Source organism: Frondihabitans peucedani (genome assembly GCF_039537585.1).
Lineage (GTDB): Bacteria > Actinomycetota > Actinomycetes > Actinomycetales > Microbacteriaceae > Frondihabitans > Frondihabitans peucedani.
In genome coordinates, this window is the sequence record NZ_BAABAU010000001.1 from 1711721 (window position 1) to 1734982 (window position 23262).

General features: G+C 64.7%; 19 protein-coding genes and 1 pseudogene. 9 read left to right on the plus strand and 11 right to left on the minus strand.

What is annotated here, in order from left to right; translation table 11 throughout:
• Positions 1 to 49 precede the first annotated feature (49 nt).
• The 4 genes from ABD733_RS07885 to ABD733_RS07900 form a co-directional block, all read right to left on the minus strand.
• The gene (locus ABD733_RS07885) at positions 50 to 1816 is read right to left on the minus strand and encodes a glycoside hydrolase family 35 protein (protein WP_344794784.1); all 1767 of its coding nucleotides are present in this window, start codon (positions 1814 to 1816) and stop codon (positions 50 to 52) included.
• A 124-nt stretch (positions 1817 to 1940) separates the two neighbouring features.
• On the minus strand, positions 1941 to 3281 hold the full coding sequence (locus tag ABD733_RS07890) for an ABC transporter substrate-binding protein (protein WP_344794786.1): 1341 nt from the start codon (positions 3279 to 3281) through the stop codon (positions 1941 to 1943).
• 85 nt (positions 3282 to 3366) lie between these two features.
• Positions 3367 to 4308 (minus strand): carbohydrate ABC transporter permease, encoded by a 942-nt coding sequence (locus ABD733_RS07895; RefSeq protein ID WP_425552869.1) that lies wholly within the window; start codon positions 4306 to 4308, stop codon positions 3367 to 3369.
• On the minus strand, positions 4305 to 5222 hold the full coding sequence (locus ABD733_RS07900; protein ID WP_344794788.1) for a carbohydrate ABC transporter permease: 918 nt from the start codon (positions 5220 to 5222) through the stop codon (positions 4305 to 4307). Before ABD733_RS07900 ends, ABD733_RS07895 begins: the two co-directional genes overlap by 4 nt.
• 109 nt (positions 5223 to 5331) lie before the next feature.
• On the opposite strand from ABD733_RS07900, the gene ABD733_RS07905 reads away from it, so the two are divergent.
• A complete protein-coding gene (locus tag ABD733_RS07905; protein WP_344794790.1) occupies positions 5332 to 6363 on the plus strand; it encodes a LacI family DNA-binding transcriptional regulator in 1032 nt (343 codons plus the stop codon).
• A gap of 9 nt (positions 6364 to 6372) precedes the next feature.
• Complete coding sequence (locus ABD733_RS07910) at positions 6373 to 7272, plus strand: GAF domain-containing protein (protein ID WP_344794792.1); 900 nt, start codon at positions 6373 to 6375, stop codon at positions 7270 to 7272.
• Here ABD733_RS07910 and ABD733_RS07915 read toward each other — a convergent pair.
• Positions 7269 to 7634 (minus strand): biopolymer transporter Tol, encoded by a 366-nt coding sequence (locus ABD733_RS07915; protein ID WP_344794793.1) that lies wholly within the window; start codon positions 7632 to 7634, stop codon positions 7269 to 7271. The two genes, ABD733_RS07910 and ABD733_RS07915, sit on opposite strands and share 4 nt — an antisense overlap.
• The gene (locus ABD733_RS07920) at positions 7634 to 8695 is read right to left on the minus strand and encodes a spore photoproduct lyase family protein (protein WP_344794795.1); all 1062 of its coding nucleotides are present in this window, start codon (positions 8693 to 8695) and stop codon (positions 7634 to 7636) included. Before ABD733_RS07920 ends, ABD733_RS07915 begins: the two co-directional genes overlap by 1 nt.
• Positions 8696 to 8821: 126 nt before the next feature.
• On the opposite strand from ABD733_RS07920, the pseudogene ABD733_RS17570 reads away from it, so the two are divergent.
• Positions 8822 to 9172: pseudogene (locus tag ABD733_RS17570) on the plus strand (GNAT family N-acetyltransferase); the annotation flags it as partial.
• Positions 9173 to 9239: 67 nt separating this feature from the next.
• Here ABD733_RS17570 and ABD733_RS07925 read toward each other — a convergent pair.
• Complete coding sequence (locus ABD733_RS07925) at positions 9240 to 9674, minus strand: MerR family transcriptional regulator (RefSeq protein ID WP_344794797.1); 435 nt, start codon at positions 9672 to 9674, stop codon at positions 9240 to 9242.
• An 89-nt stretch (positions 9675 to 9763) separates the two neighbouring features.
• Between ABD733_RS07925 and ABD733_RS07930 the strand changes: the two genes are divergently transcribed.
• Positions 9764 to 10747, plus strand: coding sequence for an aldo/keto reductase (locus ABD733_RS07930; protein WP_344794798.1), 984 nt, complete (start codon positions 9764 to 9766; stop codon positions 10745 to 10747).
• Between the two features lie 348 nt (positions 10748 to 11095).
• On the opposite strand, the gene ABD733_RS07935 is transcribed toward ABD733_RS07930, so the two are convergent.
• On the minus strand, positions 11096 to 12196 hold the full coding sequence (locus ABD733_RS07935; protein WP_344794800.1) for a CHAT domain-containing protein: 1101 nt from the start codon (positions 12194 to 12196) through the stop codon (positions 11096 to 11098).
• Between the two features lie 782 nt (positions 12197 to 12978).
• On the opposite strand from ABD733_RS07935, the gene ABD733_RS07940 reads away from it, so the two are divergent.
• Both ABD733_RS07940 and ABD733_RS07945 read left to right on the plus strand, forming a co-directional pair.
• A complete protein-coding gene (locus ABD733_RS07940) occupies positions 12979 to 13998 on the plus strand; it encodes a hypothetical protein (protein ID WP_344794802.1) in 1020 nt (339 codons plus the stop codon).
• A gap of 198 nt (positions 13999 to 14196) precedes the next feature.
• Positions 14197 to 16011, plus strand: a complete 1815-nt coding sequence (locus ABD733_RS07945) for an AIPR family protein (RefSeq protein ID WP_344794804.1) — start codon at positions 14197 to 14199, stop codon at positions 16009 to 16011.
• Between the two features lie 47 nt (positions 16012 to 16058).
• Here the strand turns inward: ABD733_RS07945 and ABD733_RS07950 are convergent, their stop codons facing one another.
• Positions 16059 to 16622: a recombinase family protein gene (locus ABD733_RS07950; RefSeq protein WP_344794806.1), complete on the minus strand. Its 564-nt coding sequence runs from the start codon at positions 16620 to 16622 to the stop codon at positions 16059 to 16061.
• Between the two features lie 275 nt (positions 16623 to 16897).
• Between ABD733_RS07950 and ABD733_RS07955 the strand changes: the two genes are divergently transcribed.
• Positions 16898 to 17491 carry an NUDIX hydrolase gene (locus tag ABD733_RS07955; RefSeq protein WP_344794808.1) on the plus strand — a complete coding sequence of 198 codons (594 nt, stop codon included), beginning with the start codon at positions 16898 to 16900 and terminating at the stop codon, positions 17489 to 17491.
• 881 nt (positions 17492 to 18372) lie between these two features.
• Positions 18373 to 18858 (plus strand): hypothetical protein, encoded by a 486-nt coding sequence (locus tag ABD733_RS07960; RefSeq protein WP_344794810.1) that lies wholly within the window; start codon positions 18373 to 18375, stop codon positions 18856 to 18858.
• A gap of 1659 nt (positions 18859 to 20517) precedes the next feature.
• Here ABD733_RS07960 and ABD733_RS07965 read toward each other — a convergent pair.
• Entirely contained in the window at positions 20518 to 20784 is a 267-nt protein-coding gene (locus ABD733_RS07965; protein ID WP_123955559.1) for a hypothetical protein, read from the minus strand.
• Between the two features lie 184 nt (positions 20785 to 20968).
• On the opposite strand from ABD733_RS07965, the gene sigK reads away from it, so the two are divergent.
• Positions 20969 to 21553, plus strand: coding sequence for an ECF RNA polymerase sigma factor SigK (gene sigK / locus ABD733_RS07970; protein WP_344794814.1), 585 nt, complete (start codon positions 20969 to 20971; stop codon positions 21551 to 21553).
• A 799-nt stretch (positions 21554 to 22352) separates the two neighbouring features.
• On the opposite strand, the gene ABD733_RS07975 is transcribed toward sigK, so the two are convergent.
• A complete protein-coding gene (locus ABD733_RS07975) occupies positions 22353 to 23243 on the minus strand; it encodes a hypothetical protein (RefSeq protein WP_344794816.1) in 891 nt (296 codons plus the stop codon).
• Positions 23244 to 23262 lie beyond the last annotated feature (19 nt).

The window sequence follows — 23262 nt, forward strand, 5'->3', positions numbered from 1 at the left end:
GGACCACGGATTTCATGCATTAGCGAACCGCACCCCCGGTAGCCCCGCCTCAGGCGCCCTGCGCCGCCAGCGTGTCGCGGCGGACGGGCCCGAGGTCGGCCGCCGCGGCGAAGGCGGGCAGGCCCGGCGCGCCGTCGAGCTCCACCAGCACGAGCTCGTTCGCTCCCGCCCGCGTCGCCGGCCCGGGCACGTAGAGCGTGTGCTGCGGGCCCTGCGACCAGTAGCGGCCGAGGGCGAACCCGTTGACGAAGGCCACGCCCTTGCCGAGAGCACTCGTCTCGAGGAAGAGGTCGGCCTGCTCGTCGAGGTCGAAGGCGAAGCGCAGGATGCCGTCCCTCGCCTCCTCGGACTCGACCCACGGCCGGTCGGGCGCCTCGTCGAGCCGACCCAGGTCGATCGGCAGCGCCGACCACGCGGCGGCGCAGCCCTCGATCGTCACCGGCCCGACGAGCCCCTTGGGCTCCCCGATCCGGCGCTCGTAGTTCACGCGGCCCTGGTCCTCGACGACGATCGTCAGGGTCCGGCCTGCCGGAAGGGCGAGCTCGCGGTCGCCGCGGGCCCGCTCGAGGGTGCCGACACGGGCCCCGTCGACGAACACCGACGCCCGGTCGCGGACCTCGGCGACCCGCAGCGTCGACGGCCCCGCGGGCAGCTCGGCCTCGAGCGCCAGGAGTCCGCGGTAGTGGCCGAGCTCGTCGAAGAGGGCCGGCTCGTCGCCGGTGGCGGCCCAGGATCCGAGGTGCTCCAGCGAGTCCAGCAGTGAGGCGTGCGACACCGGCCGCAGGTCGGGCGTCGGGCTCGGGAGGGCGCGCTCGAGCACGCCCGTGGGCACGTCGGCGTACTTGGCGAAGACCTCGCGGAACGCGAAGAACTTCTCGGTCGGGCGGCCGGCCTCGTCGAGCGGGGCGTCGTAGTCGTAGCTGGTGACGGTCGGCTCGTAGACGCCCTTGTCATTCGCGCCGTTCGTGAAGCCGAAGTTGGTGCCGCCGTGGAACATGTAGAGGTTCACCGAGGCGCCGCTCGCGAGGAGGGCGTCGAGGTCGCGGGCCTGCTCCTCGGCGGACGTGACGTGGTGCTCGCCGCCCCAGAAGTCGAACCAGCCGTTCCAGTACTCGGAGCACATCAGCGGACCGGTCGGCTGGTGGCGACGGAGGGTCGCGAGCCGCTCGGGGCTCCGGGAGCCGAACGAGCCGGTCTTCAGGAGGTCGGGAAGGCTGCCGTTTTGAAGCATGTCGTCCTCGGGCTGGTCGACGGTCGTCAGCGGGACCGTGATGCCGGCGTCGCGGGTGATGTCGACGAGCGCGCGGAGGTAGTCGTCGTCGCGGCCGTAGGCGCCGTACTCGTTCTCGATCTGCACCAGCACGACGGGGCCGTCGTGGTCGAGCTGACGCGGAGCGACGATGTCGTAGACGCGCCGGAGGTAGCTCTCGACGGCGGTCATGAAGCGCGGCTCGAAGCGCCGGATGCCGACCTCGGGGTCGGTGAAGAGCCAGGCCGGGAGCCCGCCGTTGTCGTACTCCGCGCAGATGTACGGGCCGGGCCGGACGATCGCGTGGAGGCCGGCCGCGTGGACGAGGTCGAGGAAGCGGCCGAGGTCGAGCATCCCCTCCGTGGTCCAGGCGCCGGGGACTGGCTCGTGGTCGTTCCAGGGGACGTAGGTCTCGATGGTGTTGAGGCCGAGCAGCCGCGCCTTCTCGATCCGGTCGGCCCAGAGGTCGGGGTGGATGCGGAAGTAGTGGAGGGCGCCCGACAGGATGCGACGGGGCTGGCCGTCGAACAGGAAGTCGCTCTCGCCGAGGGTCACGCGGCTGGTCATCAGGTCTCGTTTCGAAGCTCGTGGAGCGGCGCGGCGGCCGCCCGTGAAGCGGCGCGGGGCCGCTCGTGGGAGCGGGTGCGACCGCACACGCGATCGCACCCGCCGGGTGTCACTGGGAGTGCTGCTACTTGCTGGTGACGGTGAATCCCTGCTGGTTGCCGTACTTCACGATGGCAGCCTGCCAGGCCTTGAGGCCCGCGTTGAGGTCGCCGTTGTTCTGGTACGACTGGCCGACGGTGTCGGCGTAGATGCTGTTCGCGTAGACCTGGAAGGGCAGGTACGACCAGCCGCTCTTGACCGAGTCCGACGCTCCGGCGAGGACGGTGTTGATGTCCTGCTGGCCGAAGTAGTCGGGCTTCGTCGCCAGGAAGTCGGACGACTTCAGGGTCGAGGTGGTCGACGGGAAGCCGCCGGAGGCGAGGAACGTGTCGACGCTCTCGGTCGACGAGTTGAGCCACTTGACGAAGCCGGCAGCGAGAGCCTGGTTCTTCGACTGCTTCAGCACGGCCTGCGCACCGCCGCCGTTCTCGGCCGTGACAGCGGTGGTGCCGTCATAGGTCGGGATCGGGGCCACGCGCCAGTCTCCGGAGCCGGCCTTGGCGCCCGACTCGATGACGCCGGGGAACCAGGCGCCGGTGATCTGGGTGGCGATGTCGCCGTTGGCGAGCTGCTTGTACCAGTCGTCGGTGAAGCCGGGGGTCGGAGCGAGGAGCTTGTTCTCGACGAGCGTGCTCCAGGTGTCGGCCCACTTCTTCGATCCTGCGTCCTGCAGGTTGACGGTCACCTTGGTGCCGTCGGTCTTGAAGGGGGTCCCGCCGGCCTGCCAGATCATGCTGGTGGTGAAGCCCGCGTCGCCGGTGTCGCTGGTGAGGTAGGCGTCCGGGTTGGCCGCGTGCAGCTTCTTGGCGTCGGCGAGGTACTCGTCCCACGTCTTCGGCACCGACAGGCCGTACTTGTCGAACACGGTCTTGTTGTAGAACATCGCCATGGGGCCGGAGTCCTGCGGCAGGCCGTACAGCTTGCCGTCGAGGTCGACGGAGCCCCAGGTGCCGGAGGTGTACTTGCTCTTCAGCGAGTCGAAGCCGTACTGCGACAGGTCGCTAAGCGAGCCGGCCAGAGCGAACTGCGGCATCGCGTAGTACTCGATCTGGGCGACGTCGGGGGCGCCCGATCCTGCCTTGATCGCGTTCTGCAGCTTGGTGTACTCGTCGTTGCCGGTGCCGGCGTTGACGAGCTTCACCTTGACCTTGGGGTAGGCCTTCTCGAACGCCTTGACCTGGGCGGCACCCGAAGGGGTCCACGACCAGTAGGTCAGCGACCCGCCCTTCTTGAGGGCTGCGGTGACGGCGTCGGCGTTGCCGCCGCCCGAGGAGGAGGTGGAGCCGGACGAGCAGCCGGCGAGGGCTGCTGTCACGGCGACGGTGGTGACGGCGGCCGCCACGATGGTCCGCAAGCGCTTGTGCACGAGGGTCCTTTCACTTCGTTGTGTGTTTGAGGGGTGATGCGGGATAGGTGGTGCGGGGTGGAGGTCGAGCAGGAGGCGGGGGCGCCTACTCCTTGACGCCTCCGGCGCCGAGGCCCGACTGCCAGTAGCGCTGCAGCAGGAGGAAAACGACGACGATTGGGATGATCGTGATGAGCGCGCCCGTCACGACGAGGTTGTAGATCGGGTGAGCAGCGACTCCCTGGGCCTGCTGACTCCACTGGTTCAATCCGACGGTCAATGGATACAGCCGTGGATCGCTCAGCATGATCAGGGGCAGGAAGTAGTTGTTCCAGACGGCGACGACCGAGAAGAGCAGGACGGTGACGATGCCGGGCGTGAGCAGCTTGACCGCGATGGTGAAGAAGATCCGGAGCTCGCTGGCGCCGTCCATGCGGGCGGCCTCGAGGAGCTCGGTCGGGATCGCGTCGACCGCGTAGGTCCACACCAGGTACATGCCGAACGGACTGATCAGCGAGGGCAGGATGATCGCCCACGGCGTGTTGGTCAGCCCCAGTTTCGAGAACAGCAGGAAGGTCGGGACGGCCAGGGCGGTGCCGGGGATCGCGATCGAGCCGAGGACGACGGCGAAGACCGCTCGACGCCCGACGAAGCGGAACTTGGCCAGGCCGTAGCCCGCGATGGTCGCGAGGAACGTCGCCCCGCCGGCGCCGACGACGACGTACAGCAGCGTGTTGCCGAACCACTGCAGGAAGATGCCGCCGTTATAGGTGAAGACGTCGCGGATGTTGGCGAACAGGTCGAAGCCGTTGCCGAACCAGAGGCCGAAGGTCGACAGGAGGTCGTCCTGCGACTTCGTCGAGTTGACGATGAGGTAGAACAGCGGCGCGAACGAGTAGACCAGGAAGACGACCATGATCGCGGTCATCGGGAGCGACTTCTTCTCGCGGAGGCCGCTGCCGTCGTTCTTGCCGGGGCGGATACGGCGCGGGGTGCGGCCGGGGCGGGCCCCGGGGGCGGGGACGACAGGACGGGTCAGGGTGCTCATCGGTTCTCCGATCGCGTTCCGCGCACCTGGACCACGTAGGCGATCACCGCGGTGATGATGCCCATGACGATGGCGACGGTGGCGGAGTAGTTGAACTGCTGGCCGGCGAACGAGAGGTTGTAGGCGTACATGTTCGGGGTGAAGAACGTGCCGATCACGTTCGGGGCGAGCGATTTCAGGAGGTTCGGCTCGTTGAAGAGCTGGAAGCTCCCGATGATCGAGAAGATCGTCGCGATCACGATCGAGCCGCGGAGAGCCGGGAGCTTGATCGAGAGGATGGTGCGGAGCGATCCTGCGCCGTCGAGGGCAGCGGCCTCGTAGAGGTCGGTCGGCACGACGCGGAGGGCCGCGAAGAAGATGATCATGTTGTAGCCCAGGAACTCCCAGGTCACGATGTTGCCGATCGAGGTCAGGATCCAGGTCGGGGTGAACGGCTGCAGCAGGTCGATGCCGATCGCGCTGTTGAACGAGCCGGTCAGGCCGAACTGCGGGCCGTAGATGAAGCCCCAGATGAGCGCCGCGACGACGCCGGGGACGGCGTAGGGCAGGAAGATCGCGATGCGGAAGAAGCCGGCCGCGTGCACCCGGGCGCTGTCGAGGGCGAGTGCTGCGATGAGGGCCAGCACCAGCATGATCGGCACCTGGATGACCAGGAAGACGAGGACCCGGACGAAGCCGCTCCAGAACTTCGAGTCTTGGACGAGCTGGACGTAGTTCGCGAGCCCGACGAAGTGGTTGCCGCCGATGAGCTGGTCGCGGAAGAGGCTCAGGTAGAGGGCGTAGCCGATCGGCACGATCAGCATGGCGACGAGCACCACCATGAACGGGGCTACGAACAGCCAGCCGGTCTGCTTGCCCCGCTTTCGGCGTCGCGCGACGGGTGCCGGGGTCGGCGCCGTGTCGCTGGCTGTCATGGCTCTCACGCTCATGGAAACGTCCTTGTCTCGTGCAGATGTTTACGTCAACATTCCGAGTGGGACAGTAGCATGTCAACGTCACCATCGCCAATCAGGAAGGGAACTCGTGCCCGAAGCAGTGCCGGCTTCCAAGAAGGCGTCGGCCTCCGATGTCGCCCTCGAGGCAGGCGTCTCGATGCAGACCGTCTCGCGGGTCGCCCGCGGGCTCGAGAACGTCCAGCCCGCCACCCGCGACCGCGTCCGCGCCGCGATGGACCGCCTCGGCTACAGCCCCAACCGCGCTGCTCGGGCCCTGCGCTCCGGGCGGTTCCACACGATCGGCGTGATCATGTTCACGCTCTCGTCGTACGGCAACTCGAAGACCCTCGAGGCGATCGCCGAGGCCGCCCGCGAGTCCGACTACACGATCACGCTCCTGCCCGTCCACCAGCGGACCCAGGGCGGCGTCACCGGTGCCTTCGCCCGTCTGTCGGAGCAGGCCGTCGACGGCGTGGTCATCGTCATCGAGGCCGACATCCTGGCCGAGCACGACCTCGCCCTCCCGGCCGACGTGCCCGTCGTCGTCATCGACTCCAGCGGCCAGAGCTCGAGGCCCTTCATCGACACCGACCAGAAGCAGGGCACCCGGCTCGCCGTCGAGCACCTGCTGGAGCTCGGCCACGAGACGGTCTGGCACGTCGCCGGTCCCGAGCACTCCTACTCGGCGAGGCGCCGTGAGGCGGCGTGGCGCGAGACCCTGGTCGCGGCCGGCCGACCGGTGGCGGAACCGCTCCGGGGCGACTGGAGCGCCGAGTCGGGCCACCGCGTCGGCCTCGACCTGGCGAGCCGCCCCGACGTGACCGCGGTCTTCGTCGCGAACGACTCCATGGCGCTCGGCCTGATGCGCGCCTGCCACGAGCTCGGCCGCCCGCTGCCCTCCACCCTCAGCATCGTCGGGTTCGACGACATGACCGACTCGGCGTCGTTCTGGCCGCCTCTCACGACCATCAGGCAGCACTTCGACGAGGTGGGCCGGCGGGCGATCGACCTGCTGCTGCGCGAGATGGCGCGCGACGCCGACGTCTCGCAGGTGATCGTGCCGACCGAGCTCGTGGTTCGGGCGTCGTCGGCGGCTCCGCCGGCGGTATCCGGCTCGTAGACTGCCGAAATGGCACGAAGAGTCCTCATCGTCGACGGTGACACCGGTTCCCGCCGACAGGCGATCTACGCCCTCCTCCCGGCGGGCTTCGAAGTGGACGTCGCGGAGGACACCGTCGAGGCCTCCTCGGCGATCGCCCGCCAGCTGCCCGATCTCGTCGTCCTGGGCGACTCGATGGTGCATCCTGCCGGCCTGGCCTTCGTGGGCCGCCTCATGACCTCGGCGGCGACCGCGCCCGTGCCGGTCCTGATCGTCGCGAAGGGCGACGAGAATCAGGCGGCCGCTGCCCGGGCCGGTGCGCGCGCCGTCCTGCCTGGTCCGCTCGCAGGGGCCGACCTGCTCGCTGCCGTCACCGATCAGATCGAGCGTCCGGCTCCACTTCCGCAGGCCCCGTCGGCCGTGCTCGACGACCCTGAGCGGCTCGCCGCCGTCGAGGCGCTCCGCCCCGACCGCGCGGGCAACCCGGACTTCGACCGCTTCACCCACCTGACCGCCAAGATGCTCGGGGTGCCGGTGTCGACGATGGTGCTGATCGAGAACGACCAGCAGGTCTACGCCAGCCAGGTCGGCGTCGGCGAGCCGTGGGCCTCCGCGGGCGGCGTGCCGCTCGAGTACTCGTACTGCCAGTACGCGATCACGACGCGCGAGCCGCTCCGCATCTCGGACGCCTCGAAGCACCCGCTCGTCTCGAACAGCCCGGCGGTCACCGAGCTCGACGCGATCGCGTACGTCGGCATCCCGCTGATCACCAGCGACGGCAACGCGGTCGGCACCCTCTGCGCCATCGACTCGCAGCCGCGCGACTGGACCGACCACCAGGTGGGCATCCTGAACGACCTGGCGGGGATCCTGACCGCGCAGCTCGACGCGACTCTCGCCTCGGGGCGCACGGGTCGGCACGGAACCTAGGTCGCGGGTGGCTCGCCGTCGAGCGCCTCGAGCTCGCTGAGGGCGCCGAGTGCCCGTGCGAGGCGGGCCTCCTCGGGTTCGTCCCACCAGGCCGGGCCGCGCTCGCCCAGGCCGTGCTTCGCGAGGCCGTTCCGCTTGCGGGCGGCTGCCACTGCGTCGTCGTCGCCGGCTCTCTTCGCGCTCCGTACGCCCGACCGGCCCCGCCCGAGATGCGATTTCAGAGCCTCGACGAGGTCGTCGGGCAGCGACGGGTCGGTGCGCCTCCAGCGGCGGCCGTTCACGACGAGCCAGCGTTCGGCGTCTGTGCTGTCACCGTCGGGGCCGTCACCGTCGGGGTCGCCCGCCGACGCGTCGTGCGCCATCAGAACGCGTACCGGATCGGGCAGTACGGCAGGATCTCGGCGATCAGCGCCGTGAGCTCGGCGACGCCGCGCTGTTTGAGGTCGTAGCGGTAGCGGATGTTCTCAGCGCCGTTCTGCGACCGCTTGGTCTCTTGGATGCCGGGCTGCCAGATCAGGCTCTCACCCGTCGGGTGCCAGCCGAGGTTGACCTCGTGGAGCGGCTCGTTGTGCGTGAGGAAGATCACCTCGGCCGCCAGCTGCTGCTTGGCCGCGTCGCTCAGGACGTCGTCGACCTCGGTCAGAAGAGCCCGCCAGTCGTCGAGCCAGGTCGGAGTGATGATGACGGGCGAGAAGTTGACGTGCACCTCGTAGCCGGCCTCGACGAAGTCGTTGATCGCGGCGATGCGCTCGCTCATCCGCGTCGTCCGGAGGTCGGTGACCTTGGCGACCTCGGCCGGCATCAGGGAGAAGCGGACCCGCGTGCGCCCCCGAGGGTCCCAGTCGAGGAGGTCTCGGTTGACGTACTTCGTGGCGAAGGAGGCCTTCGCCGTCGGACTCATCCGGAACAGGTCGACGGCGTCGCGGACGTTCTCGCTGATGAGGGCGTCCACCGAGCAGTCGCTGTTCTCGCCGAGGTCGTAGACCCAGGCCGCAGGATCGCACTGGTTCGGCATCGTCTTCTCGCCCTGCTTGTGGATGTGCCGGGCGACGTGACGCAGGATCTGGTCGCTGTTCGTGAAGACGGTCACGGGGTTGCTGTAGCCCTTGCGGCGCGGCACGTAGCAGTAGACACAGGCCATCGCGCAGCCGTTCGACAGCGACGGCGCGATGAAGTCGGCGGAACGGCCGTTCGGTCGGGTCGCGATGCTCTTCTTCTCGCCCAGGACGAGCGCCTCGGTCTTGATGCGCACCCAGCGCCGGACGTTCGCCTCGTCGCCGTGGAGCTCGGGGATGCGCCAGTGCGACTCGACCGGCACCACCTCGGCGTCGGGCCAGCGCCCCAGGATCTCGAGCCCGCGCGCAGACGCAGCCGCGGCGGGCTCGGCGTAGATGCGCGTGACGTCGAGCAGAGGTGTGATCATCGCGTCGATTCTCGCGCGAGCCACCGACATCCGTCGGTCAGCTGATTCCCTACGCTCATTGTCGTGATGACGATCGAAGCCGTCCGCCCTGATTCCCCAACGGCGACTCAGATCGTTCACTGCCACATGAGCGACGTCGCGTCTCGGTGGAACGGGCGGCCAGCAACAGGGGTCGAGGTCGATCCGGCGCTCCACGATGAGCCCTCCGACGACCTGGGAGGTGCCACTGGAGTGCTGTCGGTCGCCGGAGAAGGCGGCAGCGCCCTCGGCGGCGCCGGCGTCCGATTCCTCGGCGAGGCGGCCGAGCTCACGAAAGTATTCACGTCGTCGTCACGTCGAGGACGAGGTGTCGGCTCGCAGCTCCTCCGCGAGGTGGAAGAAGCCTGCCGAGAGCGCGGGATCGGGATTCTCCGGCTCCACACTCGCGCCGCCTTGACGGAGGCATGCGGGATGTACGAGCGAAATGGCTTCGAGCGCGTGGCGCCTTCAACGATGAGCCGCATTCCGACCGCTGGTACAGCAAGACGCTCGCGAGCTCTACCCGCTAGCCGATGGTCGATCGGGCTGGAGGTCGTGCCACCGCTTGGGCGCCGGTCGCGGCGATGGTCTCGCGGTACGCCTCGATCTTCCGTTCCAGCGCAGCGAGGTGCCGCTGCACCTCCGCCTGCCGAGCGAGAACGGTCGCATGGTGCTGCTCGAGGAGCGCAAGCCGCGCGGCATCGTCAGCGCCAGCTCGGTACGCGGCCGCGTACTCGCGCATCTCCTGCACGCTCATCCCTGTCCCGCGGAGCATCACTGTCCCGGCGAGCCAGCTGAGCGTCGCCGTGTCATACCGCCGCCACCCATCCTGCCCACGCTCAGGAGCCGGCGCGATCCCTTCCTTCTCGTAGTAGCGGATCGTGTCGACCGTGATGCCGAGCAGCTCCGCCGCAGCGCTGATCGTGATCGGCTCATCGACGTGGACCTCGGGAAGCAGCATGAGCCGAGTCTCCCACTTGACATGGTGCGCACACCAGGGTGGAAGGTCGTCATCGTCCGGGTCATCCCGGCGACGAACGGAGAACGCCCATGCAGAACATCCCTCTCGGCTCCCAAGGCCTGGTCACGTCCGCGCTCGGGCTCGGATGCATGGGCATGAGCGCCTTCTACGGCGGTGCAACAGAAGCCGGCTCCGCCGCGACCATCCATCGCGCGCTCGATGTCGGGATCACCCTCTTCGACACCGCGGAGGCCTACGGGCCGTTCGAGAACGAGAAGCTCCTCGGCCAGGTGCTCGGCTCCGATCGAGACCGTGTCGTCGTCGCGTCGAAGTTCGCCACCGACTTCACCGACGACGGCCAGCCGATCGGTCTCGACGGCTCTCCAGAGCACGCACGACGGGCCATCGACCGGTCCCTCCGGCACCTCGGCACCGACCACGTCGACCTCTGGTACCTCCACCGGGCGGACCCGAACGTCCCGATCGAGGACACCGTCGGCGCGATGGCTGAAGCCGTGACCGCCGGCAAGGCCCGCTACATCGGCGTCTCCGAGACGTCAGCCGAGACCCTGCGCCGGGCGCACGCGACGTTCCCGATCACGGCGATCCAGTCCGAGTACAGCCTCTTCGAGCGCGACGCCGAGCACAACGGCGTCCTCGACACCGCTTCAGAGCTCGGGATCGGGTTCGTGCCCTTCTCGCCGCTCGGCCGCGGGTTCCTCTCCGGCACCGTCACCCGGAAGGACGACCTCCCCGAGGGGGACGCCCGGCGGAACCTGCCCCGGTTCTCCGACGAGGCGATCGATGCGAACCTCCGCGTCGTCGACGCGCTCAAGGTCATCGCTGACGAGAAAGGGGTCACGACGGCGCAGCTCGCGCTCGCGTGGCTGGTTCAGGCCGGCACCGTCCCGATCCCCGGGACCACGAAGCCGTCCCGGGTCGAGGAGAACGCCGCCGCTGTCGACGTCGCCCTCACCACTGGCGATCTCGAACGCATCGCAGCGGCCTCTCCTCACGGCGTGGCCGTCGGTACCCGCAACACCGAAGCAGGAATGGCCCGCGACCGCGGCTGACCCGAACGGAACTCCCCCGCAGCAGCAGGCGCGGCGGGGCGTCCGTCGCGTCCGACAGCCGATCGCCTATCGGGCACTGAGGACCTCTGTGGCAGGCTGCCCCGCCGTCGGAATCTGGAAGGATGAGGGCGCTCAGTTTGGGGCGTCGTGGGTCGACGAAGATTACGGGGTGCAGCCCAAATCGCCGGTCGCTGAAAGCCAGGACGGTCACTATGTCCGTCGTCTGCCTCTCACTGAGGGGTCCTAGGGAAGACGTTCCGTTTTGCAGGGGATGAAGCTTGTGAGCCCTGGCATGGGCCGTCTCGTCACGAAGTCCGCCGTCATTGTGGCCGCGCCCTAGATCAGAACTCACGCCGGCGGTGTCACGAGCACGAGTCTTGCGGTGTCGACGTCATCCCGAGCGCGCAGTTGTGGGAGGTCCGACCCATCGAGTGCCGCAGCCTGCATTCGAACCTTCGCCTGTTCCAGCGCCGTCGCCAGGGACTGAGCTGACGCAATCGCCGAATAGAAGGCTGCAGCGAACACAGTCGCGGAGGTGTCCCCGATGGAATCAGACATGCCGATCACTGCCGGAACCGTCTGAAGAATTTCCTCCGCGCCAGCGAGACTCTCGCAAGCGTTTAGTACGAGCAGCCGTGGTGGATCGTCCGTGGCACCGAGCGCCCGCGCGAGTAGCTGGAAGTCGATATCACTGCCGTCCAGGTCGCCCGCGTCGTTCTCCATGAACAAGCCAGCCGCGCTCGCATGGCCGGAATAGTGCACGATGTGAGGGCGATGGTCGTTCAGACCATCGATCAAGTCGTTGAGCGTAGCCGCCGGTGCATGGTCGATCTGCACCAGATCGCGGTACTTCGATCCGCGTAACGCCTGTCGGACCTGACGTACTTCCTGATCGACGCGCAGCCAAGTGCCAACTTGCTGGACAGTCCCGTCGGGATAGGTTACCGACTGTTCAATCGCATCTGGATTCGCCGTGAGGTAGAGCACACGCAACTTGTCTGGTTCCGGTGGGCGAACTTCGACGTATCGGATTTCTGGGCCCGGACGGCTCAAGCGCGCGAGGTCCCTTGCATGGCTGCGTTCACCCTGCCGGCGCTTGGTATCCTCCTGCTTCTGCCTACTGGCGGCACCTCGCTCTTCGCTCGTTTCGGCGCTACGAAGCGAAGTTGTCTTCGACGCAATCGTTTTTTCGACCCCAGCGAGGTCCTTCCGTACCTTCGCGATCTTGTTTTCGGCTGCCACCAGCTTCTTGTCTTCGCGCTCGGCCGCCGACAGGGCGTTACGGATCGTGGCGGCGTTTTTTGACCGTCCAGCCTGGTCTCGCTTCTTTCTGGAGGACTCGCGGGCACCGCTCGCCTCCTTCTCCGCTTTTGCAATGTCCGCGGACAGCGTCGCCTTACGCGATTGCAACCGGGCAAGTTCTGCGCGGAGTGTGTCGCTGCGTGCCATAGCGTCTCTTCCCCTCAGTCAACATCTCTCGCAGGTGCAATCCGGAAGCGACCGGAGTGCTCCTCCTGCATCTGCCGCAGCAAAACCGCCGACGTCCTTTGAGGCGTCGACCGTGCTCCAGCTCTTGAGCGCTCATTTCACTATCTCAGGGGCATCAGACCCGGACGGTGAATTCCTTGCCGCAGTGGCCACACTTCATGAGACCGCCGGTGAGACGGGTATAGGGGCCGAGATTGCGCCCGCACTTGGGACAGGGTACGTAGATCAGTCCATCAACTCGGCGAGTAGCCATCGCGTAACTCCTTCGTTACCGTTTTTGTTCAATTTCACTGACTGAATACTCAAAACATAGCGGAAGGCACTGACAGCTACGGTTTGTTTGCGTTTGCGTCAATTGCACTCGGCGACAACACCTCGTCCAGACTTCCTACTGCTCCGGGGGCCTACGCGCGGCTAAGCGGAGGCGTGCGTTACGCCTGGCGGGGCGAAAACCAAGTCTCGCCAGCCGATCGGTCACCGAACGACCGCGAGCGTCATCCACTCCTCCGCGGCCACTTGGCTCGAGACGTCTCGATAGACCAGTCCGGTGCCGATCTCGATGAGCGATCGGCTAGTGGACCCCCTCGCTAGCCGAGCAGCTCGCGGACCTGAAACGAGGACGGCCCCGTTACGTCGCGCAATAGCAGTAGCCGTTCGACCTGAAATCGGATCTTTTCCGCCGCTTTGGCCTAGGACTGCGCGCCTTCAGCGACGGCGTCCCTTGGAAGTCGTATGCTCCGCTCGTGATTTTGCAGGTGGTCGGTGATGAATCAGGTTCTGACGGCGAAAACCTCAGCAGTGCAACGCACCGCACGTTCAGCTACGGCACGACAGCGCTTTCCATCGCGGAGGCCCAGGATGTTGTGGTTCAGACTCGTGAAGCGCTTGGGTCCACGAAAGCGGAGGCTCGACAAGGTAGCGAACTGAAAGCATCAAAGCTGTTCAAGAAGCACCGCACTGTCGCTGAGTCACTTTTCCTGCCCGGTGGGCCCTTGGCGGCAACATCAAGCGTGTACCTGGCAGATAAAGCAAAGTTTTTGGCCGGCAAGATGATTTCACTCCTCGTAGAGGAGCATGAATCCAGCCTCGGCACGCCGCCCGCTATGCATATTCAGGGCTACTACGCGGACGAGATGACAGACCAAATCTTACCAGCTCTTGACGAAAGCACGCGAGCCGAATTGCTTTCAAGTTTCAACGCGTTGTGTAAGTCATACAAAGTTCCATTCGCACCAACTGGTCGTGCCGACAGATTTATCAGAGCCCTCCGTCTAGCAAATGTGGCCGGCTCGCACAACCGACGCGCTTCGCGAATGCTTGGACGGTTGTGGGATGCACGCCACGAGGCGTATGCGATCGAGGGTGACGATTCTGCGACCCTTGATCTTGACCCGATGCTGCCCACGATGTTGGTTGTCGCGACTACTTGGCACAACCGATTTCACGGTGCCGCGTTCGAAATGTACATTGACGAGTACCGTCAACTAACGCCGCTGATGTTTGAGATTATCAAGTCGGTTGCCTCATCGATGTATGGCGTACGGCTTCAAGACATCGTTCAAATCAATTCGGCTACCGATCCGCGCGTGCAGCTTGCCGATTGGATCGCTGGTGCCGGTCGCATCGCAGCAGGTGAGGTGCTAAGCGGTACGCCGAGCAGACTCAGCGACCTGGTGCGGCCGCTTATTGATCCCGACAGCATGCGGTCGCCCGACTCGGCACTGCAACGGTGGCTCGACGGTGGGTCTTCGTTCGAAGCCTAAATAGCTGCGTCAAAGAATTAGCGGGCGGGGGGTGTTGCGATGGTGGCGACGGATCTGCGCCGAAGGGAAAGCCGGCGCAGTTCAGCAGCAGTCTCCGGTACCGATCGTCTACTGGGACCCCCTCCCCTCACTGCCCGGCATCGTCCAGCACGGTTGCTAATGTGAGCGGCGATCACATCAAACAACCGGGGGGCCATCTTGCCGACTTCTCACGAGCAACTCGCTCAAGAGTTTTTTAAGTCCTACTGCGAAGCCAATGCTGTTCCAGATAATCCCGGTCGCGCGTTCGTCCAGTACGTGTCACACCTCCTCATCCAGAGGGGTTCATTTGATGCGTCTCACGAACAACTGACCGATGGACTGACAGATGGCGCCTTGGACGGAGGGATCGACGCCGTCTACACACTCTTCAATAACGAGCCACTGGAGCCTGACAGCGACATTGTCGCTGGCGAGCTCCCCTCGGCCGCCAAGCAGGGCCACGGCGAGCTCGAGGTAGTCGTCATCCAGACCAAGATGCACGGGATGGGCACGACCGCGATCGAAAAGCTCATCGCCAACTTGCCACGGCTCATGGACCTAAGTCCTGCAACCAACTTGACCACCACCGAGTTCAACGACGCCATCCTCGATCGCTTCGACATCGCCCGGGCTGCCTGGTCCGCACTGGCAGTGCGTGGCGTCAGGCTGAAATTCCGAGTGGCGCTTGGAACAATGTCCGATCTGTCGCCACTAAACGGCGAAACGGTGGCCAAGATTGACGAGCTAGAGAGGGTCCTCAAGGCGCTGCCGGCTGTCAGCAGCGTGGATGTTGATCTGGAGATGGCTCCGCAGCTCATTCAGCGGCACCGGCAGCTTCCACCCGAGAACTTCACGTTGGCCTATCAACGATCTCTAGCCAGCGGGGCGGGCACGATCACTCTGGTGCGACTGGCGGACTACGCCGCCTTCGTCGATGACGGATCTGGTCGTGTGCGACTCAGCCTTCTCGATGAGAACGTGCGTGATTACCAAGGTCAGGTGTTAGTCAACCAAGCCATCTCCGAAACGCTTGCATCGCCAGATGGCACGCCGTTCTGGTGGCTTAACAACGGCATCACCCTCATCTGCCAAGTGGCTACGACGGTAGGCGAGGCCGTCCACATGACAGCTCCTAAGGTCGTCAACGGTCTCCAGACCACGCGCGTGATCCACGATTTCCTCGCGAAGAATCCAGACTCCGCCGCCCGCGACCAGCTCGTACAGGTACGAATTCTCACCACGAGTGACGACAATCAGCGCGATGCCGTCACGAGATCAACGAACAGCCAGACATCAGTTGATTCAGCCTCTCTTCGCGCGACTGACGCCGTTCAGAAGGACATCGAGTCGTACTTTGCAGCTCGAAGCATTTACTACGACCGCCGCAAGGGCAGCTTCCGCGAGCAACGCGCAAAGGGAGAAGCTGTCGTATCGATCCGAGACCTGGGCCAGGCGCTAACCGCCGTAGTTCTGGCTCGCCCAGATGAGGCCCGTGGAAAGCCCTCTAGCCTCCTAAAAGACGACACGCGCTACGCACAGATCTTCAACTCGACCGTCTCGCTTGACCTGTATCTCTTCGTGGTTCGTCTCGATGAACGAGTGGTCAGCGCTCTCGCTAGTGCCGCGGCAAACCTCCCAGGCGTACAGCGCCGCTACCTAAAGCTGCACGTTTTGACAGCAGTAGTCGCCGCCAAACTTGGGTTCTGGTCGACGGGAACGGCGCGACTGTCTAGTGTGCTGACAACGTGGCAACCCTCTGACGACGAAGTAATCCAGGCTTTGAAAGTTGTCCAGTTCTCCCTGAAGAATTACAGCGCATCTTCGTCTAGCTCCTTGGAGAAGGCAACGAAGGTCCAAGGATTCACGACGGTCTTGGCTGGCGTGCCATGGGGTGACGTGACCGCTTGGCTGTCTGCACAAGACGAAGAAGACGAGGCCGTTCAAGCTGCGATCGACAGTGCAGAAGCCCACCCCGGCTACGACGACATCTAAGCCCCCAACCCATCACAGCGCGACTCTGCCCTGTGAGGAGCTGTCCGCTAGTTGGCGCGCTGAACAGCCCTGTAGACCGTGGACCGGGCGACTCCGAACAGCTCGGCAATCTCGCTCGTCGTGTGCTCGACGGTGCGGTGGAGCTGCACGAGGTGCTTCTCCTGCGAGGGGGTGAGCTTGGGCTTTCGGCCGCGAAGCTTGCCGGCGGCCTTCGCGATCGCCATGCCCTCCCGCGTGCGGGCACGGATGAGGTCGGCTTCGAACTCGGCGACCATGCCGAGGACGTTGAACAGGAGCCGACCGACGGGGTCGGTGGGGTCGTAGACCGCGCCCCCTAGGCTCAGCGCCACACCTTTCTTCGTCAGCTCGTCCGCGATGTCGGTCGCGTCGCGCAAAGACCGGGCGAGGCGGTCGAGCTTCGTGACGACCAGGACGTCGCCGGCACGACACGCAGCGAGGGCTTCGCGGAGGCCGGGCCGGGCTCGAGTCGTCCCCGACAGCCCGTGGTCAACATGCACGTGTTGACCGTCAACACCGAGCGCTGCGAGACCGTCACGTTGTGCTGCGAGATCCTGTCCCGATGTCGAGACGCGGGCGTATCCGATGAGCATCAGATGACTGTAGCGTTAACACCCCCGTCACCGGGCATTTTTGCGGGATAGGCATACGCGAATTTGCAGGCCAGGTGCCACTTGGCCTCCGTCGACCAGAACGGTCGCCAGAAGGCGTCCCGATGAATGACCGGCCTCCGGGCATGGTCAACGGAACCGCCAGCAGGTCCAACGCCGAAAAGGCCGCAGAGAGGCCGTTGGGTTTCAACCCCGCAGGCCCATGAACCCTCCGGCCACAGTTAACTGGCCTTTCACTCGCGGGAGGGGCAGCACGTATGGATTTCAAGCCAACGAGCGACCACGTTGAGGCCCGGTGGCGGCGGCAGAGCACACGAGTCCTCCACGCTGGCCGTGTCGTCCTGACGGAGCACACTGTCGAGTTACCCACCGGAGAGGTAACGATGTTTGAAGTCGACGAGAGCATCACGTACGCCGTCGCTGTCCTCATCTGCCCCGAACCCGGTTCCGTGATCCTCACCCGGCAATACCGCTACCCGATCGACGCATGGATCTTCGACCTTCCGGGTGGGGCTGGAAACGAGAACGAAGACCCAGCGGACGCAGCTCGTCGCGAGTGTCGCGAGGAGACGGGTCTCATCCCGGACGAGCTCGTGCATCTGCACACCATCTACCCCAACCCCGGTCGCTCCGCGTGGCCGTTGCACCTCTTCTTCGCCACGACCACGACCCAGGGGAAGCCGGATATCTCCGATCCATCTGAACAGGTCGTCACGGTGATCACCTTGCTCGAAGACCTTGACCGGCTCATCAGGACCGGCGACATCATCGACCCGGCGCTTCTCACTGCACGTCTCTTCGCAGGTCTCCACAAACTTCTCCCGGCCCTCGCCCCGACGTCGAGAGGCTGACGAAGGAACTCTGCCCGTAGCCACGAAGGGCTGAAAAAGCGCCAGAGACGAAGCGCGACAGCATACGAACGGTAGGGGTTCCCCCTCGGGCATGGTGGCGATTGGCTCCTCAACGTACGACTACCCGTCGACGTCACGGCGGCGGCAAGACCCTCGGGCTTGGCTCAACTCAGGGCAGCTAGCCTGCGTTCTCAAAAAGGAAGTCAAACTCATGGGTGCATCCGTGCTTGGTTCGTACTGGTGGATCGCTCTCCTGGTCATCGCGGCCATCGTCGGCTACGCGATCTACAACTCGTTCAAACACAGAGACCGGTAACACCTGCGTCCCCTTGGCGCCGGAGAGAGGCCCACCCCCATGACGGCAGACTCAGAAGTAATCCTGGCTCCTCGTACGATCCGCATCCTGAACTTCTGCATTCTCGGTGATGATCTGTGTATTCATCGCGGTCTACCCGCCCATCCGTGTCGTGCAGACAGTCCTCGCCGGCGTGGCCGCAGCGCTCGCTCTCATTGCCACGGTCAGGGTCCTTCGGGCTGGATATGTGCTCACCCCGTCCACTCTCAGAGTGAGAGGGCTGCTCGTCACGCAATCAATCCCCAGGCATGAAATCGCTGCTTTTCCTACGGCAGGCGTCGTCGAGCGTCACGACCATTGGGGTGGGACGATAACTGTCGCCATGGTGATGTTCCGTGACGATCGACTCGGACGTCGGGAACGCCAGATCGCCCTCAGTCGACTACGCGCATGGCTGGCCACAAACGCCACTGGCGAACCGGGAGATCCCCCAACCTAAGGCCGTCAACGCGAAAGCTAATTCCTTCGACCGTTGCTGCTCCCCCGAAGGCAGGAGCCAATACGGCGGCGTTGACGAAGGAGTTGGGTGGCACTCGTGAGCACAGAAAGCCAAGGCCCCAAGCCAGATGTCGTCTTCCAGCAGCTTCGCTTCACGAAGTGGGTCGGTGTCGGCGGGAGCATCATTATTGCTCTGGCCGGGGTGATGTTTCTCTGGGCCGGTACGACCATCTCACCCGGCTGGCCCTGGTACGCCTTCGGCATCCTCGCCATAGCTTTCGGAATGGTTGCGGCCATTCGCACTCCCCGGGCACGAGTCACTCTGAGCAACGACCACATGACTGTCTACGGCCAGTTCTGGTCCCGGACAGTGCCACGGCGGGCGATCACATCGATCACGCCATGGCCATTCGTCAAATGGACCGACTCTCGCGGACGCAAACACTCCACCCCAGTCACCGTCCTCAACGCGCGAGGGGCACTGCCCCAATTCGCTCAACACGCACTCGAAGGACGACGAACCCTGCATAAGTGGGCGGGCGTCGGCGGCGACTACCTCGACGACGCTCGCTAACCACTCAGCCTTCCGCACTCACTAGGGTTCCGCTTATGGAGCTTCTCAACGTCGCCAGCAGCAGTTCATCCGGCGGACTCCCTCCTGGGCTCATTGTCCTCATCGTCGGGATCATCACCATCCCCGTAGCTGTTGTGCTCGGCTTGGTGGAGTGGCGGGCACGACACGGCTCGTGGCCCTGGAAGGACCGTCCAAAAAATCACGACCGGTAGACGTTTTCTTTCGTGCGACAGCTGGCAGCCCATGAACGGCGCAGGTGTGCAGGGCCGCCTTGCAGAGCGGAGGACTAACACTGGCTTCGCTGGCCCATCGAAAAAACCAGTAAGCGAGCCTAGATATGGTCATGACAACGCCGACCGCCAAACTCCTCCTGATGGCGCTTGTTGGTCTGCTGCTGCTGGCCACGGGCGTTGTGGTTTTGCTCGTTTCACCGTCATTGGGAGAAGCATGGAGCGGCCTTCTGCTTGCGGTCGGGGCTGGGGCGCCAGCCGTTGGCATTACTCAAGCCATACGGGGATGTAACCGTTCATAAATACGGCGACCATTCTCGCGACGCAGCACTCGTCGCGGCGGCCGTGCGTTCTGGTCCGAAGCACACCGGTGGCTGGCGATCAGGGAAGCGCCAGGTGTGCCGGCTTGTTAATGAGCGGCTGCTGAGATGGCTTAGGTCGGGCTTTGTTGCCGTCGCCCCGTGCCGCCAATATGTTTCACGGATGGGCATGCAAAACTGCGTCAAGTGGACGCTGAGGGGCGTCTCTTACGAGGTCTGCGACTTCGGAACGTCCCTCATCGCACACCTCCCGTCGGCGACGGGCGGAGAGGCAAAAACGATCCACGTTGGCACGGACACCACCTGGGCTTTTGAGGGCCTTAGCCGGCGCTGGAGCGATGAAGCGACTCTCAGCATTGACGAAGCGGACCGCAGTAAAGTCACTGTTCCACTTCCGAGCACCATGGGCCGAGTGCTCGAACGCTGGCTCACACGCGTCGCGAAAAGAGAACACGCCAGCAAGCCGCCCGCGTAAGAGGGCCCGTCTCCGACCGCGGTATGCCGTCAGCCACGCTCTCCCTCCAGCGGGAGCGCGCAGACCACTGGCCGGGCACCCTCCTGGGTTTGGCGGCTCATCGTCGCAGCCGCCCGGGGGACGCGACGACGGATTCGACGGAGGGTGCCGGCGCCACCCGAACGGCGCCGGCCCCACCATCATCATCAACACTGGCTCACCCGAAGAACCAGCGGACCATTTGAAACTAGACGTGCGGCGTCGCCGCCGCCAGTCGGTGAAAAAGCCGACACCCATAGGAGGCACACGACCCGGCTTCGTGGCCGACGAAGGATGTTTGCCCCCGTGACTCTGCCGATGCGCTGCCGTCGAGAGGGCCGAAAGCCCTGCGATGCCCGATGACGCTGGGGGCGATCGCAGGGCTCTGCGGGGATCCTCGACGGTGAGGCGCGGAGCACTTCACACCACGGCGCGGTCGCGTCCGATTCGGGTCAGACGGTCACGAGCAGCCGTGCGGGACGGTGAAGCAAACCCAACGTACATGCCCCCTAAAGGAGGGATACTCCCCCCGTTCTGGGGATACCCGCCTCGCCTCCCGCGCTGATCCTCTGATTAGGGGCTCTGTCAGTCGAGGGTCTGCTCCTCCCCCGTGCAGTCAGGGCTCGGCCCGGTCTTTCCCGGTGCGCTCCCGCAGGTATTCCGATGTGGTTCCGCCGTCACGAATGTGCTCGAGCAGGTCAACGTCAATGAAAGCGGCGGCCGCGATCTCGTCCGTGCCCGAACCTGCGCTGAGGACCGCGCGGGCAAGCTCGTCAACGGTGCGCGCCGCCTGGTCGGCGGCACGAGCGAGCAGGGCGGCGTACTCGGTGTGCAACCACAGGTCGTTCATCTGAGCATCGTCGAGGGGCGTCGTTCCGGGCATGCCCCTCACCCTGCCAGAGCCACCGGCCCAGACCAGGGTATGACCGCCTCACGGAGGCCGATTCGGACCCGCAACCAGCAGACGACGGCCCCCGCACTGGGGTCGGCGCGATTCATGAAACCGCATAGGGTCACGAGAGGGTCGTCGTAGGGGCGCACCACGACCACAACCATTGAGGCCTTTTTTGAGTATCGCTCCCGCACCGGCCGCCGACACCGAACGATCCGACGACGACCTCCTCGTCCTCACCGCCGAAGGCAACAAGGAAGCATTCGCCGTCTTCTACGACCACACCTCCTCCCGCGTATACGGCCTCGTGAAACGGGTCCTCATCGATCCCGCCCAATCCGAGGAAGTCACCCAAGACGTCTACCTCGAGGCGTGGCAGAACGCGTCCCGATTCGACCCCACCAAAGGCAAAGCCCTCTCATGGCTGCTCACGATGGCGCACCGCCGAGCGATCGACCGGGTTCGCGCCTCTCAATCCAGCCGGAACCGCGACCTCGCCGTCGGAGTCCGCGACTTCGAAGAAACCCGCGACGATGTCGAGGAGACCGTCGAGATCACTCTCGAACACCAACGCATCACCAAAGCGATGCGCACCCTGACCCCCAACCAGCAGCAAGCCCTCGAACTGACCTACTTCCAAGGCCTCACCAACACCGAAGCAGCCCTGAAGGCCGGAGTGCCCATCGGCACGATGAAGACGCGACTTCGAGACGCCCTCATAGCCCTCCGCACCCGGGTAGGAGCATCCGAAGCAGCCTAAAGCCGCTGCCCGTAGCGCAGCTGCAGGCGACTATTTGTTCTCAGGTGCTATGCCGAGCGATCGGCGCAACTCGTCTTCTGTGGTGCTGGCCAGCTCGTCCCCGCGCTGCATTAGGAATCGTAAAGAGTTGTGAGGTTTTCGCCAGAACTGAGCGGAGAAGCGTCGCGGGCGTTTTCGCGTGGCAGGCGCCTCGCTGGCGCTATTGCGGGTGATGGCGCTTATCGGGTGCGACTCGATTAAGCCGATATCTCGGTGCATGACCGTCGCCGACAGGAGCGCTATGGGCCCCAGAATTCCCTACTTCCATGCAGGCTGGCAAAGCCTCTCATCGATGATCGGTAGCAGATGGCCAGACCAAGCCGCCCGATCAAGCGACCAGAAAGACGACATCAAACACTGGAAGGCGACATTTCATTTTGGAAACCACACAAGACAACGCGTGTCGACCGCCACCTTAGATGTCCGCAACACGCCGCGACTTGACGCTGCCGCCACAGTGGTTGTCGTTCTTGGGCGCCACGCTAGATGTCCGCGAGATTACTATCCGTGATCGGGAGAGGTCGAAGTGCTTTACCAGGCGCTCATGTCGATCCGAGCGACGATGACTCTGTCGACGACATCCATGCGCAGCCGAACGGTGAGTGACTTCCTACGATCCACGTTTTGGTGCACGGCGATTCGCCCCGGTCCGCCCCGCTAGCTGCTGCGAATTCGCGGCAAAGGCAGTGCCGCTTGTCCGTAGGCTTCGGTTCGAGTCGGCTCTATGTGACTTGTGCCGTGGAAGAAAGCGCGTTTCCCATCAACACACAGCCCTACCTTTCGGCTGAGCCTCGCGGGTAAAGGCGTGAATCAACGTCCTCGAGAACACCGACGGTGGGGCCCAGCAGAGCTGTTCGCTGGCAATTGAGCCGGTTTCCAATTGACGAACGCTTTGCATGTCCCTGAAGACGAATATCCCGTCAGTGCTGCCACCTGCGAAGACGTACCCAATGCCGCTCCGGTGATCTTTGAACGTCACAGACTCTAGAGGTGCCAACTGCACCGGTGTGGTGAGTAGCGTCAGACCGTAGGTGCCGAAAATAGCAAATACGACTACCCATGCTCCCGACACGATTCCAGCGGGCCGCGTGTCGGAGATTGCCTTGGCGCGACTTCTAATTTTTTCCCGAAGCGCCTCCTTTCCGATGCCGTCCGCGGCTCGTCCCTGCTGCCAAATGGAACGCAGAACGACGTCTTCGGGTTGCGCCAGATTGAACCAATCCTCCAGCGCTACGCCACTCGGTTGCATGTCTAGGTCTCGAAAGCGTTTGGGCGGAAAGCGCCAGAAGTAATAGCAGATCGCGAAGGCGACACAAAAGACGGTCGCCGTCTGTGTCCAGAGAGTCACGACCAAGAGCGCGGTCGTCCCCAGAGAGGCTGCTCTACGCACGGATGGGGGCATGGATCGATCGGCAGTTAGCGAGGCAAAGCCAATCGCCAGCCCCGCGCTTATAGCGGTCGAGAGTCCAAACAGCACGGCAAAGGCAAGACTTGTGAGGGAGACATTCTGCAAGATGGCAAGAGTCAGACGATTGTCACCATGTGTCTGCTGCAGCAAGTTCAGTGCCGCCAGGAGCGCACCGGCTATGGGCAACAGTGTGGCGCCGGCCCCTAGAAGTCCGACTCGAACCTGGCGTTCTTCGGCATACACCTGCTCGAGATCCCAGGCA

Excerpts from the sequence above, each read along its gene's own strand:
- ABD733_RS07885 (WP_344794784.1), bottom strand. The coding sequence starts at position 1,816 with ATGACCAGCCGCGTGACCCTCGGCGAGAGCGACTTCCTGTTCGACGGC.
- ABD733_RS07895 (WP_425552869.1), bottom strand. The coding sequence starts at position 4,308 with ATGAGCACCCTGACCCGTCCTGTCGTCCCCGCCCCCGGGGCCCGCCCC.
- ABD733_RS07900 (WP_344794788.1), bottom strand. The coding sequence starts at position 5,222 with ATGACAGCCAGCGACACGGCGCCGACCCCGGCACCCGTCGCGCGACGC.
- ABD733_RS07910 (WP_344794792.1), top strand. The coding sequence starts at position 6,373 with ATGGCACGAAGAGTCCTCATCGTCGACGGTGACACCGGTTCCCGCCGA.
- ABD733_RS07915 (WP_344794793.1), bottom strand. The coding sequence starts at position 7,634 with ATGGCGCACGACGCGTCGGCGGGCGACCCCGACGGTGACGGCCCCGAC.
- ABD733_RS07920 (WP_344794795.1), bottom strand. The coding sequence starts at position 8,695 with ATGATCACACCTCTGCTCGACGTCACGCGCATCTACGCCGAGCCCGCC.
- ABD733_RS07925 (WP_344794797.1), bottom strand. The coding sequence starts at position 9,674 with ATGCTGCTTCCCGAGGTCCACGTCGATGAGCCGATCACGATCAGCGCT.
- ABD733_RS07930 (WP_344794798.1), top strand. The coding sequence starts at position 9,764 with ATGCAGAACATCCCTCTCGGCTCCCAAGGCCTGGTCACGTCCGCGCTC.
- ABD733_RS07935 (WP_344794800.1), bottom strand. The coding sequence starts at position 12,196 with ATGGCACGCAGCGACACACTCCGCGCAGAACTTGCCCGGTTGCAATCG.
- ABD733_RS07950 (WP_344794806.1), bottom strand. The coding sequence starts at position 16,622 with ATGCTCATCGGATACGCCCGCGTCTCGACATCGGGACAGGATCTCGCA.
- ABD733_RS07955 (WP_344794808.1), top strand. The coding sequence starts at position 16,898 with ATGGATTTCAAGCCAACGAGCGACCACGTTGAGGCCCGGTGGCGGCGG.
- ABD733_RS07965 (WP_123955559.1), bottom strand. The coding sequence starts at position 20,784 with ATGCCCGGAACGACGCCCCTCGACGATGCTCAGATGAACGACCTGTGG.